Annotated in this window: 17 protein-coding genes and 1 tRNA gene; 15 read left to right on the forward strand and 3 right to left on the reverse strand. The window is 71.5% G+C overall.

The annotated features are described in order from the left end of the window. The 6 genes from ACTHJJ_RS01850 to ACTHJJ_RS01875 all read left to right on the forward strand — a co-directional run. Window positions 1-379 (forward strand): hypothetical protein (locus ACTHJJ_RS01850; protein ID WP_440301234.1); only part of this gene is annotated, 379 nt, incomplete at its 5' end. Then, entirely contained in the window at window positions 379-1,266 is an 888-nt protein-coding gene (locus ACTHJJ_RS01855; protein ID WP_440301235.1) for a decaprenyl-phosphate phosphoribosyltransferase, read from the forward strand. The genes ACTHJJ_RS01850 and ACTHJJ_RS01855, both read left to right, overlap by 1 nt. After that, window positions 1,263-2,654, forward strand: a complete 1,392-nt coding sequence (locus ACTHJJ_RS01860; RefSeq protein ID WP_440301236.1) for an FAD-binding oxidoreductase — start codon at window positions 1,263-1,265, stop codon at window positions 2,652-2,654. The genes ACTHJJ_RS01855 and ACTHJJ_RS01860 overlap by 4 nt, the downstream gene beginning before the upstream one ends. Further along, complete coding sequence (locus tag ACTHJJ_RS01865) at window positions 2,651-3,412, forward strand: SDR family NAD(P)-dependent oxidoreductase (RefSeq protein ID WP_440301237.1); 762 nt, start codon at window positions 2,651-2,653, stop codon at window positions 3,410-3,412. Before ACTHJJ_RS01860 ends, ACTHJJ_RS01865 begins: the two co-directional genes overlap by 4 nt. A gap of 56 nt (window positions 3,413-3,468) precedes the next feature. Continuing rightward, window positions 3,469-5,013: a phospholipase D family protein gene (locus tag ACTHJJ_RS01870; protein ID WP_440301238.1), complete on the forward strand. Its 1,545-nt coding sequence runs from the start codon at window positions 3,469-3,471 to the stop codon at window positions 5,011-5,013. A 52-nt stretch (window positions 5,014-5,065) separates the two neighbouring features. Next, window positions 5,066-5,488 (forward strand): VOC family protein, encoded by a 423-nt coding sequence (locus ACTHJJ_RS01875; protein WP_440301239.1) that lies wholly within the window; start codon window positions 5,066-5,068, stop codon window positions 5,486-5,488. A 39-nt stretch (window positions 5,489-5,527) separates the two neighbouring features. Here ACTHJJ_RS01875 and ACTHJJ_RS01880 read toward each other — a convergent pair whose 3' ends face one another. Further along, window positions 5,528-6,316, reverse strand: coding sequence for a hypothetical protein (locus ACTHJJ_RS01880; RefSeq protein WP_440301240.1), 789 nt, complete (start codon window positions 6,314-6,316; stop codon window positions 5,528-5,530). 114 nt (window positions 6,317-6,430) lie between these two features. Here ACTHJJ_RS01880 and ACTHJJ_RS01885 point away from each other — a divergent pair, with 114 nt between their 5' ends. Beyond that, complete coding sequence (locus ACTHJJ_RS01885) at window positions 6,431-6,562, forward strand: hypothetical protein (RefSeq protein ID WP_440301241.1); 132 nt, start codon at window positions 6,431-6,433, stop codon at window positions 6,560-6,562. A gap of 350 nt (window positions 6,563-6,912) precedes the next feature. On the opposite strand, the gene ACTHJJ_RS01890 is transcribed toward ACTHJJ_RS01885, so the two are convergent. Next, window positions 6,913-6,986, reverse strand: a tRNA-Gly gene (locus tag ACTHJJ_RS01890). 84 nt (window positions 6,987-7,070) lie between these two features. Between ACTHJJ_RS01890 and ACTHJJ_RS01895 the strand changes: the two genes are divergently transcribed. Together ACTHJJ_RS01895 and ACTHJJ_RS01900 are read left to right on the forward strand one after the other, a co-directional pair. Beyond that, the gene (locus ACTHJJ_RS01895) at window positions 7,071-7,502 is read left to right on the forward strand and encodes a hypothetical protein (protein ID WP_440301242.1); all 432 of its coding nucleotides are present in this window, start codon (window positions 7,071-7,073) and stop codon (window positions 7,500-7,502) included. 31 nt (window positions 7,503-7,533) lie between these two features. Then, on the forward strand, window positions 7,534-8,379 hold the full coding sequence (locus ACTHJJ_RS01900; protein ID WP_440301243.1) for an SMP-30/gluconolactonase/LRE family protein: 846 nt from the start codon (window positions 7,534-7,536) through the stop codon (window positions 8,377-8,379). A gap of 112 nt (window positions 8,380-8,491) precedes the next feature. On the opposite strand, the gene ACTHJJ_RS01905 is transcribed toward ACTHJJ_RS01900, so the two are convergent. Then, window positions 8,492-10,078 carry an AAA family ATPase gene (locus tag ACTHJJ_RS01905; RefSeq protein WP_440301244.1) on the reverse strand — a complete coding sequence of 529 codons (1,587 nt, stop codon included), beginning with the start codon at window positions 10,076-10,078 and terminating at the stop codon, window positions 8,492-8,494. Window positions 10,079-10,148: 70 nt separating this feature from the next. Between ACTHJJ_RS01905 and dcd the strand changes: the two genes are divergently transcribed. From dcd to ACTHJJ_RS01935, 6 genes are all read left to right on the forward strand, one after another. After that, the gene (dcd, locus tag ACTHJJ_RS01910) at window positions 10,149-10,727 is read left to right on the forward strand and encodes a dCTP deaminase (protein WP_440301245.1); all 579 of its coding nucleotides are present in this window, start codon (window positions 10,149-10,151) and stop codon (window positions 10,725-10,727) included. Between the two features lie 11 nt (window positions 10,728-10,738). Further along, window positions 10,739-11,446 (forward strand): alpha/beta hydrolase, encoded by a 708-nt coding sequence (locus tag ACTHJJ_RS01915; RefSeq protein WP_440301246.1) that lies wholly within the window; start codon window positions 10,739-10,741, stop codon window positions 11,444-11,446. 246 nt (window positions 11,447-11,692) lie between these two features. Next, window positions 11,693-12,844: an ABC transporter ATP-binding protein gene (locus ACTHJJ_RS01920; RefSeq protein WP_440301247.1), complete on the forward strand. Its 1,152-nt coding sequence runs from the start codon at window positions 11,693-11,695 to the stop codon at window positions 12,842-12,844. Then, window positions 12,841-13,479: an ABC transporter permease gene (locus ACTHJJ_RS01925; protein WP_440301248.1), complete on the forward strand. Its 639-nt coding sequence runs from the start codon at window positions 12,841-12,843 to the stop codon at window positions 13,477-13,479. The genes ACTHJJ_RS01920 and ACTHJJ_RS01925 overlap by 4 nt, the downstream gene beginning before the upstream one ends. Continuing rightward, a complete protein-coding gene (locus tag ACTHJJ_RS01930; protein WP_440301249.1) occupies window positions 13,476-14,282 on the forward strand; it encodes an ABC transporter permease in 807 nt (268 codons plus the stop codon). The genes ACTHJJ_RS01925 and ACTHJJ_RS01930 overlap by 4 nt, the downstream gene beginning before the upstream one ends. After that, a complete protein-coding gene (locus ACTHJJ_RS01935; protein WP_440301250.1) occupies window positions 14,279-15,214 on the forward strand; it encodes an ABC transporter substrate-binding protein in 936 nt (311 codons plus the stop codon). The genes ACTHJJ_RS01930 and ACTHJJ_RS01935 overlap by 4 nt, the downstream gene beginning before the upstream one ends. Window positions 15,215-15,318: the final 104 nt, after the last annotated feature.

The raw sequence follows: 15,318 nt of genomic DNA on the forward strand, positions 1-15,318 counted from the left end.
GGTCCGCCAGAACCTGCACCTCATCGTGCAGGGCGGCGCCGCTGCTCCGGGGATCGCAGACGCGAGCGGGCCCTGGGGCGTGCCCGGGAACCAGCGGCAGTTCACCTGGCGATCGGGGCTCGGCGTGGATGCACAGGGCAATCTCATCTACGTGGCGGGCGACCACATGACGCTGCGCGTCCTCACCAATGCCCTGGTCGCTGCCAAGGCGGTCAGCGCCGTCGAGCTGGACATGCACGCGGGCATGGTGTTCTTCGCCCGATGGGTGCCCGACGCGACCAGCGCCGTTCCCCAGAAGCTGCTGCCCGCGATGCCGTCACGCGCCGACCGGTTCCTCCGCCCGGACCAGCGCGACTTCTTCTACATCACGCTCCGCTGATGGCGATGACCGCGCGGACCGGCGTGCCCTCCACCGCTCTCGGGCTGCTCCAGGTCGTGCGGCCCCAGCTCTGGCTCCGCAACCTGCTCGTTGCGGCCGTGCCGGTCGCCGCCGGGTCCCTGCTGCACCGTGCCGTGCTCCTACAGACCGCCCAGGCCTTCGTCGTGCTCTGCCTCGCCGCGAGCGCGGGCTACTGCCTCAACGACGTCCTCGACGCGGAGGCGGACGCGCGGCACCCGACCAAGCGGCTGCGCCCGGTCGCCTCCGGGCGCGTGCGCCCCGCCGCGGCCCTGGCCCTGTCCGCGGCCCTCATGGTGGCCTCGATCGTCCTTGCCGGGGCCGGCTCGCTGCGGTGGGTCGTCGTGTCCTATCTCGTCCTCACCACCGCCTACTCGACCCTGCTCAAGAGCGAGCCGGTCATCGAGCTGGCGCTCGTGTCCGGCGGTTTCCTCCTGCGCGCCGTGGCCGGCGGCGCGGCGACCGGCATCCCCATCAGCACGTGGTTCCTCATCGTCACCGGATTCGGCTCGCTCTTCATGGTCACCGGCAAGCGGCTGTCCGAGCTCGTGACGTCCGGAGCGGCACAGGGCACCCGTAGCAGCCTCGGCCGCTACTCGGAGAGCTACCTGCGTCTCGTGCTCGGGGTGAGCGCTGCGGTGGCCATCGCGGCATACTGCCTCTGGGCCTTCGGCATCACCGCGGAAGGCGTCGAGACCACGTATGCCGCTCTGTCCGTCGTCCCGTTCGTGCTCGCCGTGCTCCGCTACGCGCTCGACGTCGACCGGGCTCGCGCGGAGGACCCGGAGCGCGTGGTGGCCGTCGACCGGGTGCTGCAGGTGCTGGTCGTGCTGTGGGGTGTGACCTTCTGGCTGGCGGCGATGACATGAGGCAGGCCGCACAGCATGCGGCAGAGCAGCCGGCAGGGCAGCCGGCGCCGCGGGTGCCCTGCCGCCGGCCGCTCACCGGCTGGGGGCGGACCGCCCCGAGCGTCGCCCAGGTCGTCGCGCCCCCGGGCGTGGACGACCTCGCCCGCCTCATCGCGACGCGCCCGCCCCGCGGCGTCATCGCCCGCGGGCTGGGTCGCAGCTACGGGGATGCCGCGCAGAACGCCGGCGGACTGGTCCTCGAGATCGCCGGGCTGGACGGCATCGGTCCCGTCGACCCCGCGACGGGGCTCGTCACGTGCGGGGGCGGGGTGAGCCTGGACCGGCTCATCCGGACCGTGCTGCCGCAGGGATGGTTCGTGCCGGTGACGCCCGGCACGCGCCAGGTCACGGTCGGCGGGACGATCGCGGCGGACGTCCATGGCAAGAACCACCATCGCGACGGCTCCATCTCGGCCCACCTCGACTCCTTGGTGCTCCTCGACGGTCGCGGCGACCTGCACACACTGACCCCGGGGGACGACCTCTTCTGGGCGGTCCCGGGCGGGATGGGCCTCACCGGGATCGTGGTCGCCGCGACCCTGCGGCTCATCCCGGTCCGGTCAGGACTGATGTCCGTCGACACGATCCGGACGGACTCGCTCGAGGAGACGATGGAGGCGCTCGCCGCAGCCGATCGCACGCATCGGTACAGCGTCGCGTGGGTCGACTGCCTCACCCCGGGGGCACGGCTCGGCAGGGGCATCGTCACCGCGGGCGACCATGCGGACCATGGGGCCGAGCCGTCGCCGCGCGGCGACCCGGACGTCCGTGCGGCCCTGCCCGCCGGACGGCTGGGAGTCCCGCGCTGGGCGCCGCCCGCTCCGCTGAACCCGCTGACGGTCCGGTTCTTCAACGCCGTGTACCACCGGGCGCCGAGGGCGCGTCGGAGCGTCGAGCCGCTCGGCTCGTTCTTCCACCCCCTCGACGTGGTGGCCGCCTGGAACCGGCTGTATGGGGCACGGGGCTTCGTGCAGCACCAGCTGACCGTCCGTGACCCCGAGACGGTCCGTCGTGTTGTCGGCCTGTTCGCACGCCATCGCGCTCCGACGTTCCTCTGCGTCCTCAAGCGGTTCGGTGCGGCGGGGCCGGCGCCGCTGTCGTTCCCGCAACCCGGGTGGACCCTCGCCGTCGACCTGCCCGTGAGCGACGGGATCGGAGCCATGCTCGACGAGGTCGACGCTGAGGTGATCTCGGCCGGTGGCCGCGTCTACCTCGCCAAGGATGCACGGCTCGCGCCGTGGGCTGTAGCGCGGATGTATCCGCGGCTCGACGAGTGGCGGGGACTTCGGGATCGGCTGGACCCCGACCACGTCTTCGCGTCTGACCTGTCCCGGAGGTTGGGCCTGTGATCGACGCGTGCGGGGAGGTCCAGTCCGTTCTCGTGCTCGGGGCGACGAGCGAGATCGCGGGCGCCACGGTGGCGAGGCTCGCTCGGGGCGGACGGCTCGAGCGTGTGGTGCTCGCTGGTCGACCCGTCGCCGGGCGGGAGGTCGTCGTGGAACGGATCAGGGGCCTGGGGGTGCGGACCGTCGAGGTCGTCGACTTCGACGCGCGCGACCGGTCCCGGCACCCGTCCCTCATTGCCGGGGCCTTCGACGGCGGAGAGGTCGACGTCGTGCTGCTCAGCTGGGGCGCCCTGCCGGACGAGTCTGTGGTCCGCGCCGATCCCCTCGCCGCGGCCGACGTCGTCGACGTCAACTACACCGCCGTGGTGACCACGCTCCTGCCGGCTGCGGAGCGGATGCGGGCGCAGGGGCACGGCGTCATCGTCGTGCTGTCGTCGGCCGCGGCGACCAGGGGGCGCGCCTCGAACGCGCTCTACGGGTCGACGAAGGCGGGGGTCGACGCCCTGGCAAGCGGACTCGGCGACGCTCTCCACGGCACCGGCGTGTCCGTCGTCGTCGTGCGACCCGGATTCGTGCGGACGCGGATGACGGCGGGCCGCCAGCCGGCGCCCCTCGCCGTCGGTCCGGAGGAGGTCGCGGAGGCGATTGCCACCAACCTCGACCGGGGGTCACGGACCGTCTGGGTGCCCGCGTCACTGCGTTACGTGATGGCGGCACTCGCCGCGACCCCGCGGGCGATCTTTCGTCGGCTCCCCATCTGAGCCCTGCGCGCGGGTCGCCGGTGACAGACTGTGCACCATCGAGCCGAGGAGGCGTGATGGCGTTGCCGGTTGCCGCGGAGTGGTTCCTCTCTCGCGAGGAACGGGGCAACCCCGCCACTCGCCTCGACAGCCGGCATCCGGAGGACCGCTCGTGGACCGAGGGCAACCTCGTCACCCCGATGGTGCACGGCAGCTCCTACTTCGCCGCCCTGGTCGAGCGGGTCTCGCAGATGGAGCGGGGCGACCTGCTCCTGTTCGTCGACTGGCGTGGTGACCCCGACGAGCGGCTGACCGACGAGCCCGGCAGCGAGGTGGGCGCCCTCTTTGCGGACGCCGCCCGGCGCGGGGTCGACGTGCGGGGCCTCGTCTGGCGCTCGCACTGGGACCGCCTCGCCTTCTCCGCGGCGCAGAACCGGCACCTCGGCGAGGAGATCAACCGCGCCGGTGGCGAGTGCTTCCTCGACATGCGGGTGCGGGTCGGCGGCTCCCACCATCAGAAGTTCGTCGTGCTGCGGCACCCGGCCCGCCCGGAGCTCGACGTGGCCTTCGTCGGGGGCATCGACCTCTGCCACAGCCGCCGGGACGACGCCACCCACGAAGGGGACCCGCAGCGGCAGGCGATGTCAGCGGCATACGGCTCGCGCCCGCCTTGGCACGACGTGCAGCTGGCGATCACGGGGCCGGCCGTCGGCGACGTCGAGACGGTCTTCCGAGAGCGCTGGGAGGACCGTCAGGCGCTCAGCCGGTCCCCCGTGCGGTATGCCGCTGACCGCCTCCGCAGGGACGTGCCGGACCGCACGCCGCTCCCGCCGCAGCTGCCGGATCCCGCCCCGACCGGCCCGCACCCGGTGCAGCTGCTGCGGACCTACGGCCATCGCCTTGGCGGCTATCCCTTTGCCCCACAAGGCGAGCGGAGCGTTGCCCGGGGCTATGCGAAGGCGATCGGGCAGGCGAGGCGGCTGATCTATCTCGAGGACCAGTACCTCTGGTCGCCGGAAGTCGGCGCCGTGTTCGCGGCGGCCCTCCGCGACAATCCGGAGCTGCGGCTCGTCGCGGTGCTGCCGCACCTGCCGGACGAGGACGGGGCCGTCACGCAGCCACCGAACCTCGTGAGCCGGACCCGGCTGCTCGAGCAGCTGCACGAGGCGGGGCCGGGGCGCGTCGGCGTCTACGGGGTCGAGAACCTGCGCGGCACACCCGTCTACGTGCACGCCAAGGTCTGCGTCATCGACGACACCTGGGCCGCGGTCGGGTCGGACAACTTCAACCGGCGGTCCTGGACCCATGACTCGGAGCTGACCGCGGCAGTCGTCCACCCGGAATACGCCCGCAGCCTGCGCCAGCGGTTGGCCCGCGAACACCTCGACTGCACCGAGGCCGTGCCCATGGAGGAGCACTTCGACGCGTATGCGCGCCGCGCGGCCGCGCTGCAGGCGTGGCACGACGACGGCAGCACCCGCTCCAGGCCGCCAGGGCGCCTCCGCCCATTGATCGAGCCGGCCCTGGGGCGCCTGACCCGGATCTGGGCCACGCCGCTCTACCGGCTCGTCTACGACCCCGACGGTCGCCCCTGGAGCCTGCGGCGTCGAGGGGCGATGTGAGGCGGTGGTTGTCGGAGCGGTGGTTGTCGGAGGACGGCGCTAGCGTCGCGGCATGGAGCAACGGATCAGCCTCATCACGCTCGGCGTCGCCGACCTCGCCCGTGCCCGCAGGTTCTACGAGGAGGGACTCGGCTGGCAGCGTGGCAACACCCATGACGAGGTCGCGTTCTACCAGCTGCCGGGGATGATCCTCGCCCTGTGGGACCGGGCCGCGCTCGCCGAGGACGCCGGTGTCGAGCACCAGCCGACGGGGTTCGCCGGCATCGCGATCGCGTACAACACCCGGAGCCGCGAGGAGGTGGACACGATGCTCGAGCAGTTCGCAGCGGCAGGCGGGCGAGTCACGAGGCCTGCGGTCGCGGCCGAGTGGGGCGGTTACAGTGGCTACGCCGCGGACCCCGACGGGCATCTGTGGGAGGTCGCCTGGAACCCGGGCTGGATCGTCACCGACGACGGCCGCACCACTCTGGAGTGACTGGCGACGCCAGTTCACGGCCACTATCTCCGACCGCGTTCACCGAGCCGTTGTCGCCCTCCGTCGCAGCACAAGGTGGGGAGCCATGAATGCTGCGCCTCCGATGAGAACGGCAGCCGAGATGCGCATCCACGTCGGCCAGCGACCTCGATCGACCTCGCCGGGCGCTCGAACCTGCAGGTCCGGCAGCAGCCCGGCCGCCAACTGGAGGCGGCCGATCACGTAGTTCTCGTCGTGGCCCTGCACGGCGGCGAGTTGGCGTGGCTCTTGGCCGTTGAGGGGAACCGCCCTGATCCAGCGCAGCCCCCGGTCAGCGCCCGAGTCGTCCGGTCCGCTGATGTCGTCCACGACCAACACCTCATCGGCACGGGTCCAGCCAAGCATTGCGAGGCGACCTCGCTCCAGGACTTTGAGCGGCCTAGGGACCGGGCCCCCACGTCCCGATGCGTCGATGAAGACGAGGCTCTCCGCCGCATCGCTGACAGTGGCCAGCAACCGGCCGTCCGGGGACCAGGCGTTCGGTCCGGCGAGGTAGCGGCCGCGGGGCAGGGTCAGTTGGCGACGGACGGCGCCGTCGAGACCGACGACCTCCACCTTCTCTCCATCCCATGACCAGGTCTCGGTCCCGGGACCCCATCTGTCACCGATCGCGATGGGGGCGATCACCAGCTCGGTCCCGTCCGGCGAGAAGGCGGCTGCTCTGACGCCGGTGGGACCAGGCACGAGGTGTGCCCGCCCAGTCGTCGCCTCCAGCAGGCCCAGGTCGCCCCTAACGGCGGAACCCGGATGGTAGGGCTGCGTCGCCTCCGCGGCGCTCAGGTAAGCCACCCGGCTTGAGTCGGGTGACCAGGCCAGGGGTACGAGACTGAGGCCGCCGGGGACTCGGTAGGTCTCTGTCACGCCTGTGAGCAGGTCGAGGACCGCCAAGGCCGGCTCCCGTGCATGGTGGGTACCGACTACGACCCGCGTCCCGTCGGGAGACAGCAGCAGGGGAGCCGGGTCACCTTGATCTTCATCGACGCTCCAGTTCTCGGCAACGTCCACTCGGCGGTAGACGTCACCGTCGGCGCCTAGCATCACCTCCTGCGGGAAGTCCATGGCTTCCACGCCGAACCCGTGCTGAAAGACGGCGATCGCGCGCCCGGGTGCGGAGGAGCTGACCTCTCCAGTGAAATAGGAGTAGTCGGCCAATCGGGCCGGGAGGCTCGCTGGTCCCGGCCCGTCCGGCGCGCCGTGGGAAGGCAAGCCGCCTGGCAGCAAGGCCACGGCCAAGGCCCCTGCGAGAACCGTCGACCCGATCACCGGGGGCACCCACCCAAGATGCCGCATCCGTGGACCGTAGCAGTCCGCCTCGCGCCCCGAGGGCGTCCCACAAAGAATCAGCCGCAGGCCGGGAAATATGTCCTGACCTGCGGCTTTCTGCTTGGAGCGAGCGACGGGAATCGAACCCGCGTATCCAGCTTGGGAAGCTGGCGCTCTACCATTGAGCTACGCTCGCGACGCCGCTCGGTGGACCGGATGCGGCACGCGGCGTCAGTGTAGCCGACACCGCGTCCCCGTCACGAAAGGGCCCATCTCGCCCATGGACCTCGCCAAGCAGCGGGCGCTCGTCGAGCACGTCGAGGCGCGCGGAGGACGCCACGCACAGGTCGCCGTGACCCTGGAGCAGTTCTTCGACGGCAACGACTGCGACTGGTCCATCGGGCCGAACCGCGACGACGAGATCGACCTCGACACCATCCGGCGGGTGCTCGTCGCCCTGCGTGACCGGCCCGAGGTCCACGACGTGCGGATGGAGCTCGACCCGCTCGAGTTCGACGTCTACCCTGACGACGAGTGGCCCTTCGCGAGCGGCGCGGCCGTCATCACGACCCTGCACCCCGAGGAGATCGACGCGCTGACGGCCGAGGCCGGCACGGAGCCGAGCGGAGGCCCCGCCACCTCCGTCGGATGGCTCGTCGACGCGCCCAGCCTGCCCGCGGGCCACCACTACGTCGGCCTCTGGTGGGAATGACGGCACCGAGGGGCTGAGCCATGATGGGTCGATGAGCGAACTCGAGCAGATCACCGACCCGATCGCCTATCACGCAGAGGGCCCGGTCTGGTCCGACACGTGGGGCGGCCTTCGTTGGGTCGACATGCTCGCGGGCGACCTGCTCACCCTCCGCGCCGACGGCACCGTCGACCGACTGGGTGTCGGCAGCAAGATCGCCGCGTTCGTCCGGCCTCGCACGAACGGCGGCTACGTCGTCGGCACCGAGCGCGGCCTGGCCCTCTCCGACACCCCCGACGACGCGCCCAAGCCGATGCTCGAGGTCTGGGAGGACAGCGGCATACGGATGAACGAGGGCGGTTGCGACCCGTGGGGCAACCTCTACTGCGGGTCGATGGCCTACGACCGCACCGAGGGCGCCGCCTCGCTCTACCGCGTCACCCCGTCCGGAGACGTGTCCGTCGTGCTGCCGCATGTGACCACCTCGAACGGCATCGACTTCTCGCCCGACGGGACCCGCGCCTACTACAACGACACGAAGACCCGGCGCACGGACGTCTTCGACGTCGTGGACGAGGAGCTGACCAACCGCCGCGTCTTCCACGAGGCCGAGGGCACGTCCCCCGACGGGCTCACCGTCGACTCCGCCGGCAACGTCTGGGTCGCGCTCAACCGCGTCGGCAAGGTCCGCTGCTACTCACCCGACGCCGAGATCCTCCACGAGGCCCAGCTGCCGCTCCGCCTCGTCACCGCGTGCACGCTCGGCGGCACCGACGGGCGGGACCTGTTCATCACGACCTCCCGCGAGAACCTCGACGACCCCGAGCCGCAGGCCGGCTCCGTCTTCCGGATGCGCGTGGACGTCCCGGGCAAGCCGACCCTCACGTTCGGCGGCTGAGCCACTCCCAGTCGGTATGCCGTTCAGCCCCCGGCTCGGCTGCCCGGTTGTGCGCGGTTGAGGTCGCCAGGGCAGCTCAAACCGCGCACAACCCATCCGCCCCGAGCCCCGGTCACGGGTGCGGGCGGCCCCCGGGCGGCGCGTAGCCGAACCACCCGAAGGCACGGCCGCCTCGGACCACCACCGGGGCCGGGGCCGGCTCCGCCCAACCTCCGCCGCCCTCACCGGGACCGCCGAACTCGCCTTGCTCCCCGGCCGGTTCCCCGTCCGACGGGACGCCGAGCAGGCTCCGGGTCAGCACCTCGGAGTCGGACAGCAGCTCGTCCAGCGCCGACTCCAGGTGCTCGTCCGAGGGGTCCTGGCCAGCCAGCGCCCCGTGCAGCACCGCCCGCCGGACGAGCTCCTTGGCGAAGGACGCCGTCGTCCCCTCCGACCGCGCCGCAGCGTGGGCGAGCGCGCCGTCGGAGAAGAGCTGGGCGGCATACAGCCTGAAGAGGGCTCGCCGGCCCGCCTCGTCGGGCAACGGGATCTCGACGGCGAGGTCGACTCTGCCGGGGCGCTGCGACAAGGCGAGCTCGAGGTCTGCGACCCGGTTCGTCGTGAGCAGGAACGCGACATCGGCGTCGGCGTCGAGGCCGTCGAGCGCGTCCAGCACCTCGAAGAGGAGCGGCTGGGGACCCATCGCGAACGACCGGTCCTCGGCGACGAGGTCGACGTCCTCGAGGACGACGATGGCCGGCTGGTGGGCGCGGGCGACCTTGGCCGCCGTATGGATGTGCGCCAGGGCGCCCCCGCTGAGGAGCACGGCAGTGGTCCCCGGCGTCGAGCTGAGCAGGTAGCGCACCGTGTGCGTCTTGCCGGTGCCGGGCGGGCCAAAGAGCAGGACGCCCCGCTTGAGGTGCTGCCCGTGCGCCCGGAGGCGGTCGCGCTGCTCACCGATCCCGACGACATGCGCCCCGATCCGGTCGAGGGCGCCCTCGGGCAGCACGACGTCGGACGACGCAAGCGACGGACGCTCGAGGAAGGTGATCCCCGCCATCCCGCGCCCGTACGGGTCGGAGCCGAAGGTGATGATCTGGCCGCGCAGCACGCTGCGCTCGTCCATGAGGACCCGCAGCCGGTCGATGAGCGACTCGGCCACGGCACGGTCCGCGGCGATGACCTCGAGGAGGGCTTCCTCCCGACCGAACTGCGGTGCGTAGCCCATGACGCGCACGACGACGGCGTTGCCGTTCCACCGGAACAGGTGGACCCCGGCCGAGACGACCTGGCGACGGTCGGTGGCGCGTGGGCCGGTCGCCAGCTGGGCGTAGTCGACGGGCCCCACTCGCACGGAGCCGCCCCACGGGGTGCCGAGCTGGAGCAGGTCGGCAAGGGTCATGTGGTGGCGCATGTCGCCCGCGACCCCGATGACCCGCGCCTCGTCGTCAGTCCCGACCAGCTCGGCCAGGGCGATGTCGGCGTCGACGACCCGGTGGGGCGGCACGTTTTCCGCCACGACCGGGAGGCGCCGGGCGTCGGTGACAAGGTGATCCGAGAGCGCGTCACCCAACCCTTCGCCCGCGTCATCCATGTCGCCGAACCGCTCCAGCGCCGTCTGCACGAAGCGACGGAACTGCCGCATGAAGTCGGCGAGCCCTTCGTCGCCCCCGTCGACCCGCCCCTCGCCGCCCCCGGCGACCACCCTGTCGTCCGTCATGTGGTCACGCTAGGGCACCGCACACGTGCTGCAGGGCCGAACGGCAAGGCCCCTCCACTAGTCTCGGGTCGTGCTGCTCTCAGACAAGGACATCCGCGCGGAGCTCGACTCGGGACGAGTGGTGCTCGACCCCTGGGACCCCGACATGGTCCAGCCGTCGAGTGTCGACGTGCGGCTCGACAAGTTCTTCCGGCTGTTCGACAACCACAAGTACCCCTTCATCGACCCCGCGGCCGAGCAGCCCGACCTCACGCGGCTCGTCGAGGTCGACGGTGAGGAGGACGCCTTCGTCCTGCACCCGGGGGAGTTCGTCCTCGCGTCGACCTTCGAGGGCGTGACCCTGCCGGACGACCTCGCCGCGCGCGTCGAGGGCAAGAGCTCCCTCGGTCGGCTCGGCCTGCTCACCCACGCGACGGCCGGCTTCGTCGACCCGGGCTTCTCCGGGCACGTGACCCTCGAGCTGTCCAACGTCGCCACCCTGCCGATCAAGCTCTACCCGGGTATGAAGATCGGCCAGCTCTGCTTCTTCCGCCTCACCTCGCCGGCCGAGCACCCTTATGGCTCAGGCAAGTACGGCTCGCACTACCAGGGCCAGCGCGGCCCGACCGCGAGCCGCTCGTTCCAGAACTTCCACCGCACGCACGTCTGACCCGAGGCCGTATGCCGCTCACCTCCGTCGCCTGGGACGCCGCTCCCGCTTCCGCGGGCGCCGTCGCACTGGTCCTGCACGGGGGTGCCATCGAGGGGCGCCAGGCGAACCGGGCCTGGTCGCACAACGTGGCACGGCTCTACCCGATCGCCCGGGCGATCGCGGCCGTCGGGACACCCGAACCCCTCGCCGTCGCGAGACTCCGGTTCCGGTGGCGCGGCTGGAACGGTGACGAACGGTCCCCCGTCGCGGACGCCCTGTGGGGCCTCGAGCAGGTCCGGTCCCGCTACCCGGGCCGGCCGATCGCCCTGATCGGCCACTCCATGGGAGGCCGCACCGCGATCCACATCGCCGACGAGCCGGACGTCCGCCTCCTCGTCGGCATCTCCCCGTGGATCGAGGCCGACGACCCGCTGCCGGCGAAGCCGGACCTGACGACCGTCCTCATCCACGGCGACCGCGACACGATCTGCCCGCTCTGGGCCTCGCGCGAGACGGTCGAGAAACTGCGCGCGGACGGACGCCGCGCCGCCCTGGTCCGCGTGGCCCGCTCCGACCACGCGATGCTGATCCGGGCGCGCCTCTGGTCCCGACTCATCGCCGACGTCGTCGTCGCCGGGCTCATGGACCCGCTCGGGGGCGCCACCCCGCCCTGGCCCGACCCGCTCCGGTCCATCGCGGAGAGCGCGGTCGCCGACGGCGGCATCTACGATTTCTGACGCACCACGTCCCTTTTGCGCGCGGGGTGGGGTGGTGCGCGCGACTCAGTGGCGGCGCCCCTGACGAGAAGGAAGGTTGTGAGCGGGGCTGCGTCGCCGGTGCGCGGAGCGAGCGCCAGCCGCCTCCGTGTGCCTCTCCATCGACGAGAAGTGACCGCTCGAAAGGAGATGGCCCTTCGACCGTTGGTGCCTTTTGGAGGGATATTGAGGGTGTTCTGTCGGCTGGGGTAGGTAGCGTGAGGTCGCATGATCCGCTTCGACGGCGTGACCAAGACCTACGGTGCCGGCCCGCCTGCCGTCGACCACCTGACGCTCGAGGCCGCGACCGGCGAGATCACCGTCCTCGTCGGGCCCTCCGGCTGCGGCAAGACGACGACGCTGCGGATGGTCAACCGGCTCATCACGCCGACCTCGGGCACCATCTCGATCGACGGCGTGGACACCGGGACGATGGACCTGACGCAGCTGCGGCGGGGGATCGGCTATGTCATCCAGCAGGCAGGCCTCTTCCCGCACCGCACCGTCGCCGACAACGTGGCGACGGTCCCGCGACTGCTCGGCTGGAGCAAGGCCAAGGCGCGCAGCCGCGCCCTCGAGCTCATCGAGCTCGTCGGCCTCGAGCCGGCGCTGGCGAGGCGCTACCCGGCCCAGCTCTCCGGCGGCCAGCAGCAGCGGGTCGGTGTGGCGCGAGCGCTCGCCGCCGACCCGCCGGTCATGCTCATGGACGAGCCCTTCTCGGCCGTCGACCCGGTGGTCCGCGAGCAGCTACAGCAGGAGTTCCTGCGGATCCAGGCCGAGCTCGGCAAGACGACGCTCTTCGTCACCCACGACATCGACGAGGCCATCAAGCTCGGTGACCGGGTCGCCGTGCTCCGGGTCGGCGGTCACGTGGCCCAGTTCGACACCCCGGAGAAGCTGCTGTCCGACCCCGTCGACGACTTCGTCGCCGGGTTCGTCGGCCGCGACCGCGGCTACCGCGCCCTGGCTTTCGCCGCCGCCCCGGGCCTGCCGCTCCGGGCCGAGCCCACCATCGTGCTCGGTGCCACCCCCGGCGACGTCCGTGCCGTGGGCGCGGACTGGGTGCTCGCCCTCGACGACGACAAGGCGCCCGTCGGTTGGGTGCGCACCGCAGCGGTCGAGCGGCCCGTCGACCGGGCCCTGCTGCACCGCGGCGGCACCGTTGCGAGCACGAATGGCTCGCTCCGCGCCCTCCTCGACGCTGCGCTGAGCTCACCGAGCGGTCGCGGCGTGGTGGCCGACGCCGACGGCCGCTTCGTCGGCACCGTGCTCGCCTCCGACGTCGTGGCCGCCATCGAGAGCGAGCGCGACGCGCAGCGTGCGTCCGAAGGGGGAGCCGGCCCAGCGGCATACGACCACGACGAGCGGGACGCGCCATGAGCTGGGCGCTCGACCACCTCGACGACATCCTCGGGCGAGCGGTCCTGCACGCCTGGCTCGCCGGCCTCCCGCTGCTCATCGGCCTGCTGATCGCGCTGCCGCTCGGGTGGCTCGCCCAGCGGCGGGCCTGGCTGCGCGGGCCATTGCTCGGCGTGACCGGGCTGCTCTACACGATCCCGTCGCTGGCGCTGTTCATCCTGCTGCCGGTGATCCTCGGCACCGGCATCCTCGACTCGATCAACGTCGTCGTTGCAATGACGATCTACACGATCGCGCTGCTGACTCGCACCGTCGCCGACGCGCTGGGCGCCGTCGACCCCTCCACGAGGCAGGCGGCGGTCGCCATGGGGTACGGCGGGCTGGCCCGGTTCCTCACGGTCGACCTGCCGCTCGCTGTGCCCGTCCTCGCCGCCGGCCTGCGCGTCGCCGCCGTCAGCAATGTCAGCATCGTCAGCGTCGCCTCGCTCATCGGCGTGGACCAGCTCGGCTTCTTCCTCACGGACGGCTACGCCAAGTCGTTCGCCACCGAGGTGTGGGTCGGCATCGTCGCCTGCGTCGTGCTCGCCCTCATCTTCGACCTCGTCATCCAGCTGGTGGCGCGGGTGCTGACCCCGTGGGTGAGGGCGGTCGCATGATCCGCGATCTCATCGACTGGTTCACCAACCCCGCCAACTGGTCGGGCGATCTCGGCATTCCGAACCGCCTCAGCGAGCACCTGCGCTACACCGCTGTCGTCGTCATCATCGGCCTGGTCATCTCCCTGCCGATCGGGCTCTACGTCGGGCACACGGGCCGCGCCCGCTGGCTGGTCACGTGGGCCAACGCGATCCGGGCCGTGCCGAGCCTCGGGCTGCTCTTCGCGGTGTCGATGCTCGTGGGGCCGCTCATCCAGAGCGACCTCGCCTTCGTCATCCCGAGCATCGTCGTGCTCGTGCTCCTCGCGATCCCGCCGTTGCTCTCCGGGGTCTACGCCGGCATCGAGAGCGTCGACCCCGCCGTCCGCGACGCGGCCCGCGGCATGGGGATGACCGAGTGGCAGGTGCTGTGGCGGAGCGAGGTGCCGAACGCGCTGCCGCTCGTCCTGTCCGGCCTGCGCAGCGCGGTGCTGCAGGTCATCGCGACGGCGACCATCGCCGCCTCGGTCAGCCTGGGCGGTCTCGGCCGCTTCCTTCTCGACGGGCTCGCCGCCCGTGACGCCGCCCAGATGGTGGGCGGCGCGGTCCTCGTCGCCGCCCTCGCCCTGGTCGCCGACGGCGTTCTCGCCCTCGTTCAAAGGTATGCCGTGTCGCCGGGAATCAGCGGACGTGCGGCACGCGTTGCCACCCTTGACGGCTCGGCGCGACGAGGCGCCGATGCGGCTGCGGTCGCCAGGCCGGAGCTCGACCTCGCCGAGGCAACCGCCTCGGCTCCGCACCGAACGGAAAGAGATCGACCATGAACCGTGCTCGAACGTTCGCCGCCATCGCGCTCGCCGCCGTGGCACTCCCGCTCGCCGCGTGCGGCGGTGGCTCCAACCCCCTCCAGCCGGGTTCGACGGGCACTGCCCCCCAAGGTGGCGCCACCGGCGGCTCGGCGAGTGGATCGGTCACCATCGGCTCGGCCAACTTCCCCGAGTCGACGCTCCTCGGCGAGGTGTACGCCCAGGCCCTCGAGGCGAAGGGCGTCACCGTGAACCGGCACTTCAACATCGGCAACCGGGAGACCTACCTCAAGGCCATCACCGACGGCGAGATCGATCTCGTCCCCGAGTACACCGGGTCGCTGCTCAACTACTACGACCAGAGTGCGACGGAGACGAACCCCGACGCGGTCTTCAAGCTGCTCAAGACCAAGCTGCCCCAGGGGCTCACCGTCCTCGACAAGTCGGCCGCCGAGGACAAGAACTCCCTCGCCGTGACGAAGGAGACCGCACAGGGCTGGAACCTCAAGGCCATCCCGGATCTCGCCGCCCACCAGTCGGAGCTCACGATCGCGGCGCCCGCGGAGTTCCGCACGCGCCAGCAGGGGCTCGTCGGCCTCAAGTCGGTCTACAACATCGTGCCCAAGGAGTTCCGCCCGCTCGACAGCCAGGCGACCGTCAACGCGCTGAAGAACGGCCAGGTCAAGGCCGCCAACATCTTCACGACCGACCCGTCGATCGTGGCCAACGGCTTCGTCGTGCTCGATGACCCGAAGGGCCTCTTCGGTTCGGACAACGTCGTGCCGCTCGTGCGCACCGACAAGGTCGACACGGTCAAGGAGGCCCTCAACGTGGTCTCGGCCAAGCTGGACACCTCGGCGCTCGCGCAGCTGGTCAAGCAGGTCGTCGTCGATCACAAGGACGACAGCGTCGTGGCCAAGGACTGGCTCACCTCCGCCGGGCTGCTCTGACCGGCCCCGGATGACGTGAAGTGGCCCCCACAACAAGGGGTTGTAGTAATGGCACCTAAATAGAAAAGCCCAAAAACTTTTAATGTCCCCACAACCGGCACCGG

Origin of the sequence: Intrasporangium sp., assembly GCF_051961875.1 — a bacterium.
Classification (GTDB): Bacteria; Actinomycetota; Actinomycetes; order Actinomycetales; family Dermatophilaceae; genus Intrasporangium_A.

Bases quoted from the DNA above. Each gene is read 5' to 3' on its own strand.
- ACTHJJ_RS01855 (WP_440301235.1), top strand. From the start codon at position 379: ATGGCGATGACCGCGCGGACCGGCGTGCCCTCCACCGCTCTCGGGCTG.
- ACTHJJ_RS01860 (WP_440301236.1), top strand. From the start codon at position 1,263: ATGAGGCAGGCCGCACAGCATGCGGCAGAGCAGCCGGCAGGGCAGCCG.
- ACTHJJ_RS01870 (WP_440301238.1), top strand. From the start codon at position 3,469: ATGGCGTTGCCGGTTGCCGCGGAGTGGTTCCTCTCTCGCGAGGAACGG.
- ACTHJJ_RS01875 (WP_440301239.1), top strand. From the start codon at position 5,066: ATGGAGCAACGGATCAGCCTCATCACGCTCGGCGTCGCCGACCTCGCC.
- ACTHJJ_RS01885 (WP_440301241.1), top strand. From the start codon at position 6,431: ATGGTGGGTACCGACTACGACCCGCGTCCCGTCGGGAGACAGCAGCAG.
- ACTHJJ_RS01895 (WP_440301242.1), top strand. From the start codon at position 7,071: ATGGACCTCGCCAAGCAGCGGGCGCTCGTCGAGCACGTCGAGGCGCGC.
- ACTHJJ_RS01900 (WP_440301243.1), top strand. From the start codon at position 7,534: ATGAGCGAACTCGAGCAGATCACCGACCCGATCGCCTATCACGCAGAG.
- ACTHJJ_RS01905 (WP_440301244.1), bottom strand. From the start codon at position 10,078: ATGACGGACGACAGGGTGGTCGCCGGGGGCGGCGAGGGGCGGGTCGAC.
- ACTHJJ_RS01915 (WP_440301246.1), top strand. From the start codon at position 10,739: ATGCCGCTCACCTCCGTCGCCTGGGACGCCGCTCCCGCTTCCGCGGGC.
- ACTHJJ_RS01920 (WP_440301247.1), top strand. From the start codon at position 11,693: ATGATCCGCTTCGACGGCGTGACCAAGACCTACGGTGCCGGCCCGCCT.
- ACTHJJ_RS01925 (WP_440301248.1), top strand. From the start codon at position 12,841: ATGAGCTGGGCGCTCGACCACCTCGACGACATCCTCGGGCGAGCGGTC.
- ACTHJJ_RS01930 (WP_440301249.1), top strand. From the start codon at position 13,476: ATGATCCGCGATCTCATCGACTGGTTCACCAACCCCGCCAACTGGTCG.
- ACTHJJ_RS01935 (WP_440301250.1), top strand. From the start codon at position 14,279: ATGAACCGTGCTCGAACGTTCGCCGCCATCGCGCTCGCCGCCGTGGCA.